The 15,516-nt window shown below is 71.1% G+C and carries 16 protein-coding genes and 1 tRNA gene; 6 read left to right on the top strand and 11 right to left on the bottom strand.

Annotated elements, in window-relative coordinates:
• Positions 1 to 190 precede the first annotated feature (190 nt).
• Together EDD34_RS02855 and EDD34_RS02850 are read left to right on the top strand one after the other, a co-directional pair.
• Positions 191 to 652 carry a helix-turn-helix domain-containing protein gene (locus EDD34_RS02855; RefSeq protein WP_211341475.1) on the top strand — a complete coding sequence of 154 codons (462 nt, stop codon included), beginning with the start codon at positions 191 to 193 and terminating at the stop codon, positions 650 to 652.
• Positions 649 to 1,845: an alpha-hydroxy-acid oxidizing protein gene (locus EDD34_RS02850; RefSeq protein ID WP_123813226.1), complete on the top strand. Its 1,197-nt coding sequence runs from the start codon at positions 649 to 651 to the stop codon at positions 1,843 to 1,845. The genes EDD34_RS02855 and EDD34_RS02850 overlap by 4 nt, the downstream gene beginning before the upstream one ends.
• Before the next feature lie 24 nt (positions 1,846 to 1,869).
• On the opposite strand, the gene EDD34_RS02845 is transcribed toward EDD34_RS02850, so the two are convergent.
• Together EDD34_RS02845 and EDD34_RS02840 are read right to left on the bottom strand one after the other, a co-directional pair.
• On the bottom strand, positions 1,870 to 2,580 hold the full coding sequence (locus tag EDD34_RS02845; protein ID WP_123813225.1) for a hypothetical protein: 711 nt from the start codon (positions 2,578 to 2,580) through the stop codon (positions 1,870 to 1,872).
• A complete protein-coding gene (locus EDD34_RS02840; RefSeq protein ID WP_123813224.1) occupies positions 2,577 to 3,527 on the bottom strand; it encodes a 3-oxoacyl-[acyl-carrier-protein] synthase III C-terminal domain-containing protein in 951 nt (316 codons plus the stop codon). Before EDD34_RS02840 ends, EDD34_RS02845 begins: the two co-directional genes overlap by 4 nt.
• A gap of 196 nt (positions 3,528 to 3,723) precedes the next feature.
• On the opposite strand from EDD34_RS02840, the gene EDD34_RS02835 reads away from it, so the two are divergent.
• On the top strand, positions 3,724 to 3,990 hold the full coding sequence (locus EDD34_RS02835) for a hypothetical protein (RefSeq protein ID WP_123813223.1): 267 nt from the start codon (positions 3,724 to 3,726) through the stop codon (positions 3,988 to 3,990).
• Positions 3,987 to 4,844 (top strand): hypothetical protein, encoded by an 858-nt coding sequence (locus EDD34_RS02830; protein WP_123813222.1) that lies wholly within the window; start codon positions 3,987 to 3,989, stop codon positions 4,842 to 4,844. Before EDD34_RS02835 ends, EDD34_RS02830 begins: the two co-directional genes overlap by 4 nt.
• Positions 4,845 to 5,028: 184 nt before the next feature.
• Here EDD34_RS02830 and EDD34_RS02825 read toward each other — a convergent pair whose 3' ends face one another.
• The 6 genes from EDD34_RS02825 to EDD34_RS02800 are packed head-to-tail and all read right to left on the bottom strand — an operon-like array spanning position 5,029 to position 9,606.
• The gene (locus tag EDD34_RS02825; protein WP_123813221.1) at positions 5,029 to 5,997 is read right to left on the bottom strand and encodes a DUF1702 family protein; all 969 of its coding nucleotides are present in this window, start codon (positions 5,995 to 5,997) and stop codon (positions 5,029 to 5,031) included.
• Positions 5,997 to 6,689, bottom strand: a complete 693-nt coding sequence (locus EDD34_RS02820; protein WP_123813220.1) for a 4'-phosphopantetheinyl transferase family protein — start codon at positions 6,687 to 6,689, stop codon at positions 5,997 to 5,999. Before EDD34_RS02820 ends, EDD34_RS02825 begins: the two co-directional genes overlap by 1 nt.
• A gap of 3 nt (positions 6,690 to 6,692) precedes the next feature.
• Positions 6,693 to 7,361, bottom strand: coding sequence for a helix-turn-helix transcriptional regulator (locus EDD34_RS02815; RefSeq protein ID WP_123813219.1), 669 nt, complete (start codon positions 7,359 to 7,361; stop codon positions 6,693 to 6,695).
• A complete protein-coding gene (locus EDD34_RS02810) occupies positions 7,361 to 8,233 on the bottom strand; it encodes a class I SAM-dependent methyltransferase (RefSeq protein WP_123813218.1) in 873 nt (290 codons plus the stop codon). Before EDD34_RS02810 ends, EDD34_RS02815 begins: the two co-directional genes overlap by 1 nt.
• A gap of 21 nt (positions 8,234 to 8,254) precedes the next feature.
• Positions 8,255 to 8,542 (bottom strand): phosphopantetheine-binding protein, encoded by a 288-nt coding sequence (locus EDD34_RS02805; RefSeq protein WP_123813217.1) that lies wholly within the window; start codon positions 8,540 to 8,542, stop codon positions 8,255 to 8,257.
• 26 nt (positions 8,543 to 8,568) lie between these two features.
• Positions 8,569 to 9,606 carry an alpha/beta hydrolase gene (locus tag EDD34_RS02800; RefSeq protein WP_170176947.1) on the bottom strand — a complete coding sequence of 346 codons (1,038 nt, stop codon included), beginning with the start codon at positions 9,604 to 9,606 and terminating at the stop codon, positions 8,569 to 8,571.
• Between the two features lie 121 nt (positions 9,607 to 9,727).
• Here EDD34_RS02800 and EDD34_RS02795 point away from each other — a divergent pair, with 121 nt between their 5' ends.
• Complete coding sequence (locus EDD34_RS02795; protein WP_123813215.1) at positions 9,728 to 11,785, top strand: glycosyltransferase family A protein; 2,058 nt, start codon at positions 9,728 to 9,730, stop codon at positions 11,783 to 11,785.
• A complete protein-coding gene (locus tag EDD34_RS02790; protein WP_123813214.1) occupies positions 11,785 to 13,050 on the top strand; it encodes a nucleotide sugar dehydrogenase in 1,266 nt (421 codons plus the stop codon). The genes EDD34_RS02795 and EDD34_RS02790 overlap by 1 nt, the downstream gene beginning before the upstream one ends.
• Positions 13,051 to 13,113: 63 nt before the next feature.
• Here EDD34_RS02790 and EDD34_RS02785 read toward each other — a convergent pair whose 3' ends face one another.
• From EDD34_RS02785 to EDD34_RS02775, 3 genes are all read right to left on the bottom strand, one after another.
• Positions 13,114 to 13,761: a helix-turn-helix transcriptional regulator gene (locus EDD34_RS02785; RefSeq protein WP_123813213.1), complete on the bottom strand. Its 648-nt coding sequence runs from the start codon at positions 13,759 to 13,761 to the stop codon at positions 13,114 to 13,116.
• Between the two features lie 91 nt (positions 13,762 to 13,852).
• Positions 13,853 to 15,286, bottom strand: coding sequence for a class I adenylate-forming enzyme family protein (locus tag EDD34_RS02780; RefSeq protein WP_123813212.1), 1,434 nt, complete (start codon positions 15,284 to 15,286; stop codon positions 13,853 to 13,855).
• A gap of 156 nt (positions 15,287 to 15,442) precedes the next feature.
• A tRNA-Leu gene (locus tag EDD34_RS02775) sits at positions 15,443 to 15,516 on the bottom strand.

Raw genomic sequence — 15,516 nt, 5'->3', positions numbered from 1 at the left:
GCCGCAGGGAACTCGGGGCGTCTGCTCGGTCAGGGAGCGTCGCCGTGTCGCGGGGAGCGGTGCGCCCCGACGGGCATAGCCGAAAGTGCGCCCATCCGGACGTTCCGACAGCACACCGAGTCGATCTAGCTTCGGCACCTGCAGGATGCCTCAGCTCCAGCCGAGTCTCACCGGATCACGGAGGACGTCAATGCTGCCCGATCAGGCTTTCGCACTCTTCACGAACACCCCGCCGCCGGCCAGGATCGAGGACCTGGACATCGGGTTGCGGCGGATCGGCCCCGCTCAGCCCGCCCACGTGGTGGAAGCGGTCGAGCGAGCCAAGGCGCTGATGCACGAGCGGTTCGCTGACGCGCTCACCGTGGACGACATGGCGGAGGTCGCCTTGTTCAGCAAGTACCACTTCACCCGGCTGTTCCGGGACGTCACCGGTGTCTCACCGGGGCGGTACCTCGCGGCCGTGCGGATGGCACACGCCAAGCACCTGCTGCGGACCACGCAGATGAAGGTCGTGGACATCACCGTCGGCATCGGCTACTCCAGCGTCGGGACGTTCAGCTCGCGGTTCCGTATCCACGTGGGGATCTCCCCGACCGAGTACCGGGCGCGCGCTCGCGTCGAGCAGCCGGCTCCCCTGCTCGAAGCCGCATGAGACCGGCCGTCGTCCCCGGCGCGGAGCCAGGCGGGGGGCGGGACGGCGGGCATGCCGGCTTCGTCCGCCGTCTCTTCGCCAAGCAGGAGGGGCACTGGCCGACCGATCCGCGAGCTCTCGAGGAGCTGTCACGGGTCCGGATGGGAGCCACCGCCGCCGCCTACGTGGCCGGATCGGCCGGAGCCGGCGCCACGGAAGCCGCCAACCGGGCAGCGCTCGACCGGTGGCGTCTCGTGCCGCGGATACTGACCGGCTCCACCGTCCGGTCCCTGGCCGTCGATCTCCTGGGCACCCACATGCCGGCGCCCGTACTGGCCGCTCCCGTGGGTGTCCAGGGGATCGTGCACCCCGACGGGGAACGGGCGACGGCGCGGGCCTGTGCCGAACTCGGCGTGCCCTTCGTGACCTCGACGATGAGCTCGACTCCGATCGAGGAGGTGGCGGCCGCCGGCGGCGACTCCCCCCGGTGGTTCCAGCTCTACTGGCCCAACAGCGACGAGATCGCCCGCAGCTTTCTCGCGCGGGCCCGGGCCACCGGACACACGGTCCTCGTGGTGACCGTCGACACCATGTCGCTCGGCTGGCGCCCACCGATCCTCGACCAGTCCTTCCTCCCGATGCTCGACGGCGTCGGCACCGCCATGTTCACCTCGGACCCGGTCTTCCGTGCCCGGCTCACCGCGACACCCGAGGACGATCCGCGGCAGGCGGTGGAGATGTGGGACCGGGAGCTGGGAACGGCGGGCAGGACCTGGGACGACCTGGCGGTCCTGCGCGACTGGTGGTCCGGTCCCATCCTGTTGAAGGGAGTGCTGCACCCCGCCGACGCGCGCCACGCCGTCGACGCCGGTCTCGACGGGATCATCGTGTCCAACCATGGGGGCCGGCAGGTCGACGGTGCCGTCGCGGCACTCGACGCCCTGGTCCCGATCGCCCGCGAGATCGGTGACGACGTCCCGGTGCTGTTCGACTCGGGGATCCGCAACGGCGCGGACGTGATCAAGGCCCTGGCGCTCGGCGCCGACGCGGTCCTGGTCGGGCGCCCGTACGTCCACGGGCTGGGGGTGGGCGGCGCGGCCGGCGTCCGCCACGTGTTCGAAGGACTCCTCGCAGACCTCGACCTCACCCTGGGACTGCTGGGACTTCACGACATCCGGCAGGTTGGACCCGATCTGGTGGTTCCGGCACCGTAGGAGACCGTTCCCGGAGGCCGCGTCTCACGGCCGGCCGGCCGGAGTGACCAGGCAACGGCCGGTGCATCGCGAGATCGGGTCGTGGATGGTCAGCGCGACGTCGTCCGGGGCCGGGAGCCGGCGGGCGAGGTGCGACCAGGCCCCCGTCGTCGGCGGGGACCACGACGGCACCCCGCCACCGGTGTCGTCACGCGTCACGTCGTCGCGCGTCACGGAGACGTCCAGGTGGCCCAGCGACGGCCCCGCGCCGCCCAGCACGAGCGTGACCGCCTGGGTCGCCCAGGTCGTGGGGTCGTCGGGCAGGGTGATCGGCCGGTCCTGGTCCATCAGGACGACCACGGCGCGGTCGCACCGCATCGCGGTGGCATAGACACCGGCGAGCTCGAGAGCCGCGAAACCGCTCACCGGCCCCAGGTCGGTGACGGCGAAGGCCCTGCGGACCTCCGGCAGCGTGGCACTGAGGACGGGACCAGGCCAGGACGCCTCGGCGTCGGTGCCGGCATGCGCCAGCACCACCAGTTCGGTGGCACGCTCCTCGTGCAGGGGGTGGCCCGGCAGCGCGCGCAGAGTCCGCACCATCTCGGCGAAGGTGGTGCGGAGGCCCGCCGCGCTCGGCGCAGGAAGGCCGTACCGCTCCCCCAGTGCGGAGTAGAACCGGTCGGTGTGGGCCCGGAACCGCCGACGGGGGAACAGGGAGTCGGTACGGAGCCCGGTCAGCGGTAGCGGGAGCCTCACGGCGTGCCGTCCGGTCGCCGGGCTCCGCCGTGCTCGAAGAGCGCGGCGGTCAGGGTGGCGCCGAGCCCTGCGGCGACGAGCAGGTACCGGTCGCCCGGCCGCATTCTCGCGCGGTTCTCGTGCCACGCGAGGAACGGGTCCGCCCCGAAGCAGTGCCCCCGCGTGCCCTGTCCGCCGAGCCGGATCACGTCGCCCAGGCCGACCTGACGCCGCACCCGGAGCCAGGAGATCCGGTTCACGTTGTGGGGGAAGACGTGGTCGACGTCCCCGGCGGGCAGCCCGGCGTCCTCCAGTGCGTCGCGGATGACGCCGCTCAGCGCCTCGACGTAGGCGGCGGTGAACGCCCGCTCCGCCTCCACCGCCAGGAACGGTGCCGCGTCGAAGCCGCCCAGCGTGCGTGTCGCCAACGTCAGCATCCGGTCCCCCTCCCGGCCGACCAGGACGGCGGCCATCCCTTCGCCCATCACCGCCGACCCCTCGATGACCTCACCCTCGCCGCGGAACGTCTTCTCCCCGGCCAGCACCAGCGCCTGGTCACCGGGGTCGCAGTGGTCCAGCAGCAGTCCGGCGGCCTCGACCGCCAGCAGCGCGGACGCACATGCATGCTGGGACAGCGCGAACGGGACGGCCCTGTCCAGCCCCAGCATCGTCGCGACGCGGGCGGTGACCGCCTCCGGATACGGGGCCGTGAACTGGACGGTCGGGGCGTGGATGACGTATCGGATGCTCGCTGCGACGTGTGCGTCGAGCAGTGGCCTCGCCGCGTCCGCGAGCTGGTCCTCCAGCGAGCGGCCCGGCTCCCGGCGAACCCGGCCGAACCCGAAGATGTCGCGGTAGAACCCGTGCTCCCGCTCGGGCACGCCGTTCCTCCGCAGCACGTCCTCGACCGGCTCGGACGCCGCGGGCAGGTGCACGCCGATGTCCCGGATCGCCGTCGTCGGCCTCACGCCGTACTCCTGTGGTCGGTCACCATGCCCGGGACGTTAGGGGGACCCGCCCGCCGGGTCCTCTCCCCTCTTGCGGTGTGCGCCGGAGCGAGGCCCGTGCCGGCGAGGTGCCTGTCAGGACACCGCCATGTCGCGACCGACATCTGACGGATCGCCGGTGCTACGAAGGACATCCCGAAGAACCGAAGGAGCATTGATGAACGATGCACATCGGCCCCTACAGGCACTGTCCGTGGAAGTCCAGGCGTTCACGGACCTGATCAACGACGTCGAGGGCAAGGACCGGGGCACCCCGACTCCGGCACCCGGATGGTCGGTTCGCCACCAGGCCGCCCCTCATCCGGCCGACCTCGACCTCGAGGGCGGCAACGACCACGTCCGTGACCGGATGTCGGCCGCCCAGGAGTACCGGGGCGACGGCGGTCCCGGGCGGCAGCCGTCCGGGCAGGTGGCAACGTCATGAACGTGTCGACGGTACCGGTGTCCGGACCTGGCACGGCTCGGGCGATCTGGATCGGCCTCGCGCTCGTCCTCGGCGCCGGTCTGGCCGTGGGCTGGCAGTACGAGTTCGTCGACGACGTGATCGGAGGTGGCATCGCGCAGCTGCTCGGCGGCAGTGAGGCGTCCGGCTGGCTCGGGCCGCTCGTCACGGCCGGGATCGCCGGGCTCGCGGGCACCTTCACCGCGTGCAACGTCGCCTGCTTCGCCTCAGTGGGCCCGCTCACCGCGAGCGGGTCCGGCGCGACGCGGCGTGAGCTGGTCACGCACGCCACCCGGCAGGTCCTGCTCCTGGGCGGCGGCATGACGCTCGTGGCCGGGTGCTACGGCGTCGTAGCCGTGCTCGCGGGGCAGTCCCTCCCCATGCTGAGCGAGGCCAGCTACGGGCCGGTGCCGGCCCGGCTCGCGCAGGCGTCACTGGTGAACACCGCCTTCGGCATCGGGCTCACGGCGGTCGCGGTCCGCTACCTGATGGGGCGGCCGCTCCAGGGCAACCGGGGAATGGTGCTGCTGGGATGCCTGCTGGGGCTGCTGATCGTGGGACGGCCCTTTCCGATGTTCCGCGAGGTCCTGGCAGACGCGGTGGGCTCGGGCAACGCCGTCGTGGCCGCAGCGCTGATGGTGGTCGTGGCACTCGGCAACCTGGTGTTCGTCGCGGTGCTGTTCCTCGGCGTGATCGCGGCCGCGGGCCCCGCGATCCACCGCGTCTCCGCGGCACGTCCTCGCCTGCTGCTGACCATCGGCGGGTGCCTGCTGCTGGCACTGGGCACCTTCTCGGTGGCGTACTGGGGTGTGCGGATCCCGCTGCTCGTCATGTAGCACGGGGGTGCTACGGCTGAGAGACCGGACGCCCGCAGGAGGATGCATGTCCCCGACGGCCCGGCCACCGGTGATCCGGGGCCGGGCCGTCTTCACCGCGCCGCGCGGGCGCGCCGGCCGCCGCACGACGGGGAGGGCTCTCCGACCGGGCGACGACGGCGCACCGAAGCCCTCGTGCCACGGTTCAGATGCGGGACCGGATGTCTTCGCGCCACCGCTCGTAGACCGGCACCGGAGCATCCCCGTGCCCGTCGAAGCCGTCCGCATGACTGTCCGCGAGGTCGACGGCCTGCCGCACGTCGAGCCCGGTGAGAGCCGACAGCGCACTCTCGGAGTGCTCCGGCACGCACTCCGCCGCCGCCCTCGCCCTGGCGGCGAAGACCGCCCCGACCGCCAGTTCACCGCCGTGCTCGCGAGCACGGCCGGGCAGGGAGGCGATGTCGCTGCCGCCCGCGAACGTCGCGGCGAGTCCCACCCCGCTCCACAGGTCCGCCCGCCGGTACGGATCGAACGAGTCGACAAGCTTCTCCGCGTGGGCAGCCACGCCCCCCGCGATGAACCACAGCGCCCGGCCGATGCCCTGGTCCACGGCCCGGCCGAAGTACCCGGTGGTGTCGTCCATCCAGGGGTACGGCGCGGGGCGGTGCTGTGCGGTGACGTACCGGTCGGGCCGGAAGTAGGCGAGGTCGAATCCGTAGCCGTCGACGACCAGCCACGAGAGCACCGGGTGGAAGGACGAGACCGGAAGGTCCGGCAGCACGTCCCTCCAGGCCCGGCGCGGGAGCTTCGCCAGCGCGAAGCCGATGCCGATGTAGTTGAGGAGCAGGTGCTTGCTGCCCGGGCCGGTCATGACCGTGGCGGTGCGGTGTCTCGGCCCCGGCGTCATCACGTCGAGGAGAGTCGCGGCCATCGTGGCGCCCTCGTAGGCGAACCCCCGGTGTTCCGGGGTGACCAGCGCCAGACGCGTGTGGATCTGCTCCGGCCGCCGGCTGCTCATCAGCTGCTCGAAGCCGAGGACGACGGTCTGGGGTATCGCACCCAGACGTTCCGCCGTCGTCCCGGAGAGCTCCTCGAACCGTGCCACCGGGGTCACCCCCTCGATGTCCGGAGCCACGACGCCGCTCAGCGCCAGCCGCCCCATTCGTCCCAGCATCACATGCCTCCGTAGGTCGACTTCAGCAACTGTGCGCCGTCCAGGACCCGGAGCACGGCGGCACCGGTGTGCAGAGAAGCCACCGCGCCGCTGTAGTGCCGTCCGACCTCAAGGTCCGACAACCACCATCCCGGCGTGTCGTCGCGGTACCTGCGCAGCCGGGCAGGCTGATCCGCAGGGCCGACAACCACCTCGTTCAGCGGTACCAGCAGCCCGTCGCCGGTGGCCTTGACCACGGCTTCCTTGCGGCACCAGTACGTGTAGAGGTGGTCGTCGCCGGATCTCGGATACTCCTCCGCGTCGAGACACCCGGCGACGGCGTCGTGCGCCGAGTAGCGAGCCGAGTGGAACTCGACGTCCACCCCCACCGGAGCATGGGCGCTCAGCGCCACCGCCACCACGTCCTCCGAGTGCGCGACGGAGAAGTGCACCGGATGCCCGACGACGACCGGCTTCCCGTGGGGACCCCCGCAGCGCGCACAGTCACGGGCGAACGTCACTCCGTACGGGTTCACCCCGAGGTGACCGGCGACGGCGGCCTTCGCCAGAAGCGTTCCTGCGACGAACCGCCGCCGGTCGCCGGACCGCCGCAGGGCGCGACAGCGCCGTCGCTCGTCCGCGTCCAGCCCGCGCTGGGAGAGCAGCCGCTCGGGCAGCCGCCGCAGAAGCCACACACGGCACTCGACAGCCATGCGTCAGATGAGCCCGTGGCGAGAGGCCACCGCGATGGCCTCACCCCTCGTGCGTACACCCATCTTCCGGTAGAGGTCGGAGAGCCTGCGGTACATCGCACGCTCGGAATATGCTTCGGCGGTGGCCAGGTCGACCACGGACGTTCCCCGGGCCAGCCCTACCAGCCATCGCGCCTCCGCCTCGGTGAGATCACCCGGACCCTGATCGGACCGGGCCCGGCCGGCCAGGCGGCGCGCGACCGCCTCGCTCAGCACGACGCGCCCCGTCAGCGCCGCCCGGATCGAGACGGCGATCTCGGACGAGGGCCCCTGGCAGTCGATCACGCCGTGGTAGCCCGCGACGAGCGCGGACACCTCGAACCCCGAGGTGGGGCCCGGCTGCGCCGCCAGCACGACACAGCCCGCCTCCACGTAGCCGCGGATGTCCCGCAGCGCCTCATCCCCCCGGTGCACGAGCACGACGACGCCTCCCCGGCCCGGACGGCGGGACCCGGTGACCGTGATGCCGTGCTCCCGCAACACCTGGTGCAGTCCCGACTTGATGATCGGGCACTCCCCCTCCAGTCCGACCTCGATCGCCCGCTCCTGCCGCACGGCGGGCTCCCGGACGGGCCGGATCGCGAGCGACTGAGGGACGACGGGAGTGTCCGCCAGGGACCGCACGGCCTCCATCAGCCTGTGACCTCCGCGGTCACGAGGTACATCCGCGGCACGTTCGCCACCGTCGGTGTCGACGTCGCCGTCCACCTGCCGAAGTTCACGTTCTCGTCGCCGGGCTCGACGTAGCCGGCGTCCGGCCATCCACACTCCCGCATGAACGCGACCGGGTCGTCGGTGCCCCAGATCCACGGGCTGTTCGCCTCGATGAGCCGGTCGAGGAACTCGCGCATGTAGGGGAGTCGGAAGATGCCCTGCCCGATCATGTCGAGCGCGATCATGCTGCCGGGCGCCGAGTGCCGTCGCACGGTGTCGAGCACCTGTCGGGCCACGTCCTCGGGAAGGTAGTAGGACACGCCCTCCGCGAACCAGAGCGTCGGCCTGTCCGGGTCGAACCCCGCACGGAGCAGTTCCCGTTCCCACCCCGCGGAGAGCTCGGTGGGCACGGTGGTGCGAGCGCACCCCAGCTGGTGATCCCCGGCTCCGGAATGCCGGTCCTCCTCGACCTTCGCCGCCACGATCGGGTCCTTGTACGCGAACACACTCGGCTGGTCCACCTCGAAGACGTGGACGTCGTCCGGCCAGTCGAGCCGGAACGGCCGCACGTCCAGCCCGGCGCCGATCCCGACCACCTGCATCCCCGCCCGGACGTTGCCCAGCAGGACGTCGTCGAACCACTTCGTCCGGACCGGCAGGTACGGGTTGCCGAGGTCCGAGGCGTACCGAGGGTGGAAGTGGAACAGGAGGTCGGGTCCGTCGTCGCCCGCAAGGCCTTCGGCGAACGGATCGACGAAGAGCCGGTCGGCTCGCGCCGTCTCCCGGGCTCGGGCCGCCGCGGTCCAACGCGCGGTGGCTGCTACGGCCTCAAGTCGTGTCTGTGTGGACATGCTGGTCTCCCGCCTGGGGTCTCAGTGGTTCTCGAACTCGGTGAGCACAGTGGCCAGCCCTGCGGGCGTGCCGTCGACGAACACACTCTCGACGAGCCGACTCTGGGCCTCGCTCGATCGTGCGAGCGGCACCGCAGGGTGAGACCCGAGCCGACTGACCATCTCCAGGGCGCGCAGCGAGTCGCCGCCGCGGGCGAAGAAGTCCTCGTCCGCCCCGAGCGCGGCCACGCCGAGGACCTCCCCCATGGTCTCGCCGATCGCCGCCGACATCGTGCCCGGATCGACACGCTCATCCTTCTCGGCCTTCATCGTCCCTCCCGTGGTAGATCGACCGTTTACCGACGGTCACGATGATCGCAACCCGCGCCGCCACGGGCTTCCTCCGGCGTGCGCTGGCGCCCGCGCCGGAGGAGCGAGCGCACCGCGCTCGCGGTCGACAGCTCCAGTCCACGCACCGCCGGGAGCAGCGCCCCCAGGCCGAACATGCCGTGCGACACGCCCGGACCGTCCACGAGTCCGACGTCCACGCCCCGTTCCCGCAGCGCCAGGACGAGGCGCCGGCCCTCGGCGAGCAGCGGATCGTGCGACACCCGCACCACGACCGTCGGAGGCATGCCGGCGAGGTCGGCGTACAGCGGCGACACCCGCGGGTCGCGCGGATCGGCACCCGCCAGATAGAGGTCACGGAACCACCGCATGTGCGCCGCCGCCAGCAAGGACGGCGGCCCGTCCGTCCAGGACGCGGCGAGATCCGCCACGGGATAGATGAGGAGCGCGCCGACGACGGGGGCCCGTGGCGTCCCGGAACCGTCGTCAGGCCGCTCCGCGGCACACCGCACCCGGCCGCCTGCCCACGCCAGCACGGCCAGCGCCCCGCCCGCGCTGTCGCCCGCGGTGATCACGCCGTGCGCGCCCCACTCGCCGCCGTGGTCGGCCGCCCAGGACAGCGCCGCCACCGCGTCCTCCACCGCCGCCGGAAACGGATGCTCCGGTGCCAGGCGGTAGGCGACCGACAACACCGGAAGGGCCGTGTCGGCGGCCAGGACACGGCAGGTCGTGTCGTGGGTGTCCAGGCTTCCCACCACGAACCCGCCTCCGTGGAAGTAGACGATCGTGGGGTCGCCGGGCGTCAGGCCCTCGGGCACGTACAGGCGGGCTCGCACCCCGTCGTCGACGGAGCACTCCCTCACCTCCCGCATGCGTGGCCCGGGCGGGTACCGCGCCGCCTCCACGAGCTGCCGCGCCTCGGCCGGGCGTCGCACATCGCCGCCCAGGTCGGGATAGGCGCGTCGCATCCGCGCCAGAACGGCGGCCGTGAGGGGGTCCATCGCGTCCGGGCCGGGTACAGGGTGCGGGCTGGATTCGGACAGCACGGTCGGGACGCTACCCGGCAGGGCCGTTCCACTCTTCTTCCCATAGATCGCAACCTCGGAGTTTCCCGCACCGCTCGCTGCCGACGACGCTGATGATGCCGTCGCCCACGAAGGAGCACATGTGAGCACCTCACGCATTCGCCTGCACAGTCGATGGACCCGCCAGCAGTGGAACGAGGACCCTGAGCTCACGCTTGCCGGGCCACTGCTCAGCCTGCATCGCACGTCGGACGTGAACGACATCGAGCCCGGACAGATCCGTGACGCCCGTGCGGTGCTCCGGGCGCGAGCCGGTCTCGGTACGGCTCGCCTCACGCCCGAGGACGCCGCCGCCTGGCGGGATATCCGCGCGACGCAGCAACGCATCGTCGAGCGGTTCCTCGCGGAGCGCGCCCGCTACTACGGCCATGACCAGGTCCTCCCGTTCCCTGACGCACGCGCCATGGCCGACGAGAACCGGGACACGTTCGTCATCATCAAGTTCATGGACGAGGCCCCTCATCTGGAGGCCACCCTGGACAGCCTGCTGAACCAGGACTACGACCTCTCACGACTGGTCCTGATCACGGCGGACAACAACTCCACGGACGGCTCGACGGAGATCGTCGACGAGGTCGCCCGCAGGAACGACACCGCGGCACGGATCGTCCGGCTCGCCCAACCGGTCCCCGGCGCCGGCCACACCGCGCGTCTCGGCGTCGACCGCGCCGTTGCCACCGTGCTCGAGATGTGCCGTGCCGACGGCCGGTGGGAACGGCTCCAGACCGCGACCATCGCGGTTTCCGACGGCGACACGGTGTACCACCCCGGCGTGCTCGACGAGATCCGGGGCAAGCTGGACACGCACCCTGACGTCGACGGTGTCATGCCCTTCCTCACCTACAAACTGACCGCCGGCCTCCGGCTCCTGCATACGGGGCCGGAGCAGGTCACGCTCCCGCGGCTACGGGAGGTGCAGCACCGGCAGCCCCCCACCCGCGTCCCGCATTCCCTCGCCACCGTCGCCGCCCATGCCACGTTCCCGCGCGACGGCCGGCGCCTTCAGGGGGCGACGGCGGGTCTGACGGACCGTGACGGCGTCGTCCACGAGGCGCCGGTGCAGCACGACGAGGCAGTCGGCCGCTTCGCGGTGTATCAGGATCCAGCAGGCAGGGTCGCCTACCTGCTGCCGGACCGGACCCTCCTGCTCGCCGCAGCGCCGGTCTCCGGCACGGACGCGGCGCTCCTCGCGCTGGAGAACGGAACCGTCGGGCACGACGAGACATGGAAGTGGCATACCGCCATCGGCCACGACATCTTCCTGCGCTGGGCGTTTCTGGGCATGGGCCTCCCCGAGGAAGTCGTGTTCCCCGACACCAGCGACGCCCTCAAGACGTTCCGGGTGTGGGCGTTCGCGATCGGCGGCCAGCACCAGCTCACTCGCCCAGGGCTCAAGATCGCCACCGGCAGCGACTACCAGAGCGGCCGGGTCCTGCAGGCCGCCGGCTGCACCGTGATGCTCGGCTCCGCGCACGCACCCGCCGAGACGGAGATCGACCGGCTGATCAAGATGGTCCGCAACTTCGTCGACGAGAAGGCTGTCTTCTACGGCAACACGCGCAGCGAGATGCTCGAACGCGCCACCGGCCTGTACGTTCACATGACCAGGATCCAGCCCCAGCTCGAGGCGGAACTGCGCGACTACGAGGACTGGGTGTTCCGCGACGTCGCGTTCCCGGAACGGCTCATCTTCCCGCTGCGATGGATGTTCCAGAACGCGGTCCGGTACTACTGTCACGGTCCGGCCGAGGCCGAACTGGTGCGACGACGGTTCCTGACCCCGATCCTCTCCCCGGACGACGTCGAGGCCGTGTGTCGCGACCTCATCGATCCGGCGCGGGAAGCCCTGGCCGAGGCACCGCTGCACGAGAAGCAGCACCGTGCGGAAGCCGTCGCAGAGGCCGTCATCGTCGCGTACTACCCGCGGATCCTGGCGTTCTACGGCGAGACGATCCGTTCGTTCATGCGCGCCCACGAAGTCGAGCCGGCTGCTTATGAGTGGTTGCTGGCGGAGGTCCCGGCACTCCGGAACGCCCTCCGCGAAAACCCCCCGCAGGTGGATCCCACCGCCGTCTGGTCGTCGGCCGACTACGACATCGACGATGCCCGTGGCCAGGTCACCTCGGTCAAGGGGGCGTGATGACCCAGAACCGGACGCTACCTCGCATCACGGTGTGCGGCCTCGGATACGTCGGCCTGTCCGTCGCGGTCGCCGCCCACGACGCCGGGTACGCCGTCACCGCCTACGACGTCGACGAGGGCGTGCTGGCGCGGCTCAAGCGGGGGAATCCCGGGATCTCCAACGTCACCGCCGAAGAGGTCACGTCGCTGGCCGAGGACCCCACGACCGTCATGACCCACGACCTGGACCAGTCACCCGTCGGCGATGTCGCGATCGTCTGCGTGCCGACGCCCCTGACGCCGGGAGGGGCGCCGGACACCTCCGCGATCATCGATGCCGCGCGTGCCCTCGCCGGGCGGATCCAGCCCGGGACGCTGGTGATCCTTGAGTCGACCACCTGGCCGGGGACGACGGAGGACCTGTTCGCGCCGATCCTGGCGGAGGGTTCCGGCATGGACCCCGGCACGGAGTTCAACGTCGCGTTCTCCCCCGAGCGAATCGACCCGGGAAACCGCACCCACACCTTCACGACCACCCCGAAGGTGGTCGGCGGCCTGACGGCGGGGTGCACGACACGGGCGGCGGAGTTCTACCGCTCGCTGGGTGTTCCCGTGGTGGTCGCGGCCGGCACCCGCGAGGCAGAGATGTCCAAGCTGCTGGAGAACACCTACCGGTTCGTCAACATCAGCTTCGTCAACGAGTTCGCCGCGGTGTGCGACGCGATGGACATCGACGCCATGGACGCGATCCGATGCGCTTCCTCCAAACCGTTCGGCTTCACCGCGTTCACACCGGGCGCCGGCATCGGCGGACACTGCATCCCGGTCGACCCCTTCTACCTGACCTACAAGGCCGACGAGGTCGGAGCGGCGACGCCGATGATCTCCGCCGCCGACCTCGTGAACCGCTCGGTACCCGAGACGGTCGCCGAACGGGTGCTCACGTACCTCAGGTCCGAAGGAGCACTTCCGGGCGCGAAGGTCCTGCTCTGCGGAGTCAGCTACAAGCCCGATGTCGCGGATCTGCGCATGACACCCGCGATCGGCGTGGTCCGCGCGCTGCGCGCACGTGGCATCGAACCGAGCTTCATCGATCCGTTCGTGCCGGAGCTCCTCGTCGACGACCGCCCCGTCGCACCCTGGCCGGGCGGCCTCGCCGATGTCGCCATCGTGCTGCAACAGCACAAGGCGGCTCCGCGGCCGGCCGACCTGGCGCACGCCGTCTACGATCCGGCCGGCGCCCGGCGCCCGATCCGGACACCGGAGCTGCGGCGGGTACCGTGAGACCGGCGCCGGGATCCCCCTGCTGGATCCCGGTGCCCGCGCGCGGCAGGCTTCCCGCGAACGTCAGGACACGCGCCCCGCGGAGTGCTTGATCCTGGTCTGCCACGGGTACTGGATGATGCCCATCTCGATCGCCCGCATGACGGCGCTCGTCCGGTTGCTCGCGCCCAGCTTGAGCATCGTGCTCGAGACAAGACGCTTGACACCGTGCCGTGTGATGCCGAGCCGCGCGGCGATCTGGTCGTTGCTCAGCCCCGACGCCATCAGCTTCAGCGTGTCGATCTCGCGGCTCGTCACCGGTGTCCGTGCGACGGGCACCTCCACGTGTGCCCTGGCCGCCAGTTCCCGCACCACCTCTCGTGGCGCCGGGAACCGCCCGATGAGGCAGTCACCGATCGCCGCGTCGAGCTGCCGCGCGGAAACCTCCTGGAGCAGGAAGTAGCCGTCGGGGACCCGGTCGCATCGGAAGCAGTCGCTCACATCGGGCGCGGACGGCAGCGCGACCAGCACCCGCTTGGCGCCGTCCAACGGTATCGAACCGAGGTCACGTACCGTCGTGACCACGATGTCCGCGCACTCCGGACGGAGGACGTCGTCCTCGTCGAGGACGATCACCGACGAGACGCAGGCGGCCTCACCAAGCAGGGAGAGCAAGCCACGCCGCAGTACCAGACTCGAACTCAGGACTCCTACCGTGACCCGAGATGGCATCTCAATCCGCTCCTCCACTAGTCGACATATTTACCATGCCCCCTTTAATGGCCCAGCAGCCTATTTACTTTTTATTGCCAACAAGCATCGCTTACACGCGAGATGTGCTCGATTTCTCCACCATTTCTTCGAGCTCTTCGGCGACGACCTTGCCCAGGTGGTTACGCGGCAGCTCGGCAATCACCCGGAGCTCGGAAGGCACCTCATAGGGCGCCAGCCCGCCATCGCGCAGAGCCGTGAGCACCTCGGCCGGCGCGGTACCGGCGAGTACCACGTAACCGACCAGCTCCTCTTCACCGTTCGGCCCGGGCCGCGACCGCGCCACCGCGTCCACCACACCCGGGCAGCGCTTCAGCGCGTCCTCGACCAGAGCGAACCCCACCCGGCGCCCCCCGATCTTCGCGAAACGGCTCTTGCGGCCAGTGATCCGCAGCAGCCCGTCCTCGCCGACCGCACCCAGATCACCTGTGGGATAGAAGCCACGGTCCAGGTGCAGCGGTCCGTCCCCGAAGTAGCCACGCATCAGTGAGCGTGTCCGGACCAGGAGCTCGCCGTCGGGCGCCACACGGACGTCGACGCCGGGCGCCACCGGACCGACGGCGTCCGGCGGGACCCCCGACCGCCATGCGGGAGTACAGGCGATCAGGCCGGCTTCCGTGCTCCCGTAGACCTGGCGCACGGCGACGCCGGTCCTGGTCCGGAACGCCTCGGCGACCTGAGCGTCCAGCGGCGCCCCGGCGCTCACCGCGAGCCGGAGGGCACCGGCCCGGTCCCGCCCCAGGGGCCCGACGGTCAGGTAGCGGTACATCAGAGGTGTGCCGAAAAGTACGGTCGCGTCGCGGAGCGCGGCGGCCGCCGCGGCCGGGGTGAACGTCGGCAGGGACGTGACGGTCGCTCCCACGAGCAGCGCCGACAGCATGCCCGCCATGCCGTAGGAGTGGGCGGCCGAGACGGGGAGGACGACGACATCGTCGGCGGCAAGCTGGAACCGGTCGACGTAGGAGAGTGCTGCCACGACGGCTCCGGCGTACGTCTGGCGGGCCAGCCGAGGCTGCCCCGATGAGCCCGAGGTGAGCTGGAGGAGCTCCGGATCGCAGGACGGAGCCGCCGGGAACATCTCGGGGAACGTCGTCAGGCTCACCGCCCCGCCCAGGTCACCCGGGTCCAGCACCCGGGCGTTCGGCCACAGCGCGGGCACGTCGGCGGCGACCACGACGCCCACCTCCAGGTCGGCGAGAACGCCGCGGGACCCGGTCAGCGCCGGGGACCCGGCCTCGACGGCCACGATGCCGAGGCCGCACCCGAGCGCGCCGACCAGGGACGCGAGCGATCGGGGAGACCCGTCCACGACGACCACGACAGGGCCATCCTCGGCTTTACCACCCCAACAGCTCCGTATGGCATGGCCGGCCTCCCGGGCCATGGCCGCGAACTCCGCCCTCGTCACCGGCGGGCGGTCTGCCGCCTGCACCGCGATCCTCTCGGGCGCTTCCCGCGCGAGGGCATCCAACCGTTCCAACAGCATGGCTTCTCCCCGATTCGCAGAGGTCCTGGGGGCGCACGGACCACCAGGGTGGGTGGCCCGCTGACCGCGTCCATCGAACCTCGGCCCGGGAAGGGGCGCTTACTCTCATTTGCCCTGTCGACGACCTGACGGATAACCACCCGCGAGGAGAAGCGGTGCCCCCAACGGGATTCGAACCCGTACTCTGCCGGGTTTAAGCCGGCTGCCTCTACCAGTTGGGCTATGAGGGC

The sequence above is a fragment of the Myceligenerans xiligouense genome (genome assembly GCF_003814695.1).
In the GTDB taxonomy this organism is placed as follows: Bacteria; Actinomycetota; Actinomycetes; order Actinomycetales; family Cellulomonadaceae; genus Myceligenerans; species Myceligenerans xiligouense.
The sequence above is the reverse complement of the archived record's forward strand: the minus strand, read 5'-3'. Positions and strand labels throughout refer to the sequence as shown.

Bases quoted from the DNA above. Each gene is read 5' to 3' on its own strand.
- EDD34_RS02855 (WP_211341475.1), top strand. From the start codon at position 191: ATGCTGCCCGATCAGGCTTTCGCACTCTTCACGAACACCCCGCCGCCG.
- EDD34_RS02850 (WP_123813226.1), top strand. From the start codon at position 649: ATGAGACCGGCCGTCGTCCCCGGCGCGGAGCCAGGCGGGGGGCGGGAC.
- EDD34_RS02835 (WP_123813223.1), top strand. From the start codon at position 3,724: ATGAACGATGCACATCGGCCCCTACAGGCACTGTCCGTGGAAGTCCAG.
- EDD34_RS02830 (WP_123813222.1), top strand. From the start codon at position 3,987: ATGAACGTGTCGACGGTACCGGTGTCCGGACCTGGCACGGCTCGGGCG.
- EDD34_RS02825 (WP_123813221.1), bottom strand. From the start codon at position 5,997: ATGCTGGGACGAATGGGGCGGCTGGCGCTGAGCGGCGTCGTGGCTCCG.
- EDD34_RS02820 (WP_123813220.1), bottom strand. From the start codon at position 6,689: ATGGCTGTCGAGTGCCGTGTGTGGCTTCTGCGGCGGCTGCCCGAGCGG.
- EDD34_RS02815 (WP_123813219.1), bottom strand. From the start codon at position 7,361: ATGGAGGCCGTGCGGTCCCTGGCGGACACTCCCGTCGTCCCTCAGTCG.
- EDD34_RS02810 (WP_123813218.1), bottom strand. From the start codon at position 8,233: ATGTCCACACAGACACGACTTGAGGCCGTAGCAGCCACCGCGCGTTGG.
- EDD34_RS02805 (WP_123813217.1), bottom strand. From the start codon at position 8,542: ATGAAGGCCGAGAAGGATGAGCGTGTCGATCCGGGCACGATGTCGGCG.
- EDD34_RS02790 (WP_123813214.1), top strand. From the start codon at position 11,785: ATGACCCAGAACCGGACGCTACCTCGCATCACGGTGTGCGGCCTCGGA.
- EDD34_RS02785 (WP_123813213.1), bottom strand. From the start codon at position 13,761: ATGCCATCTCGGGTCACGGTAGGAGTCCTGAGTTCGAGTCTGGTACTG.
- EDD34_RS02780 (WP_123813212.1), bottom strand. From the start codon at position 15,286: ATGCTGTTGGAACGGTTGGATGCCCTCGCGCGGGAAGCGCCCGAGAGG.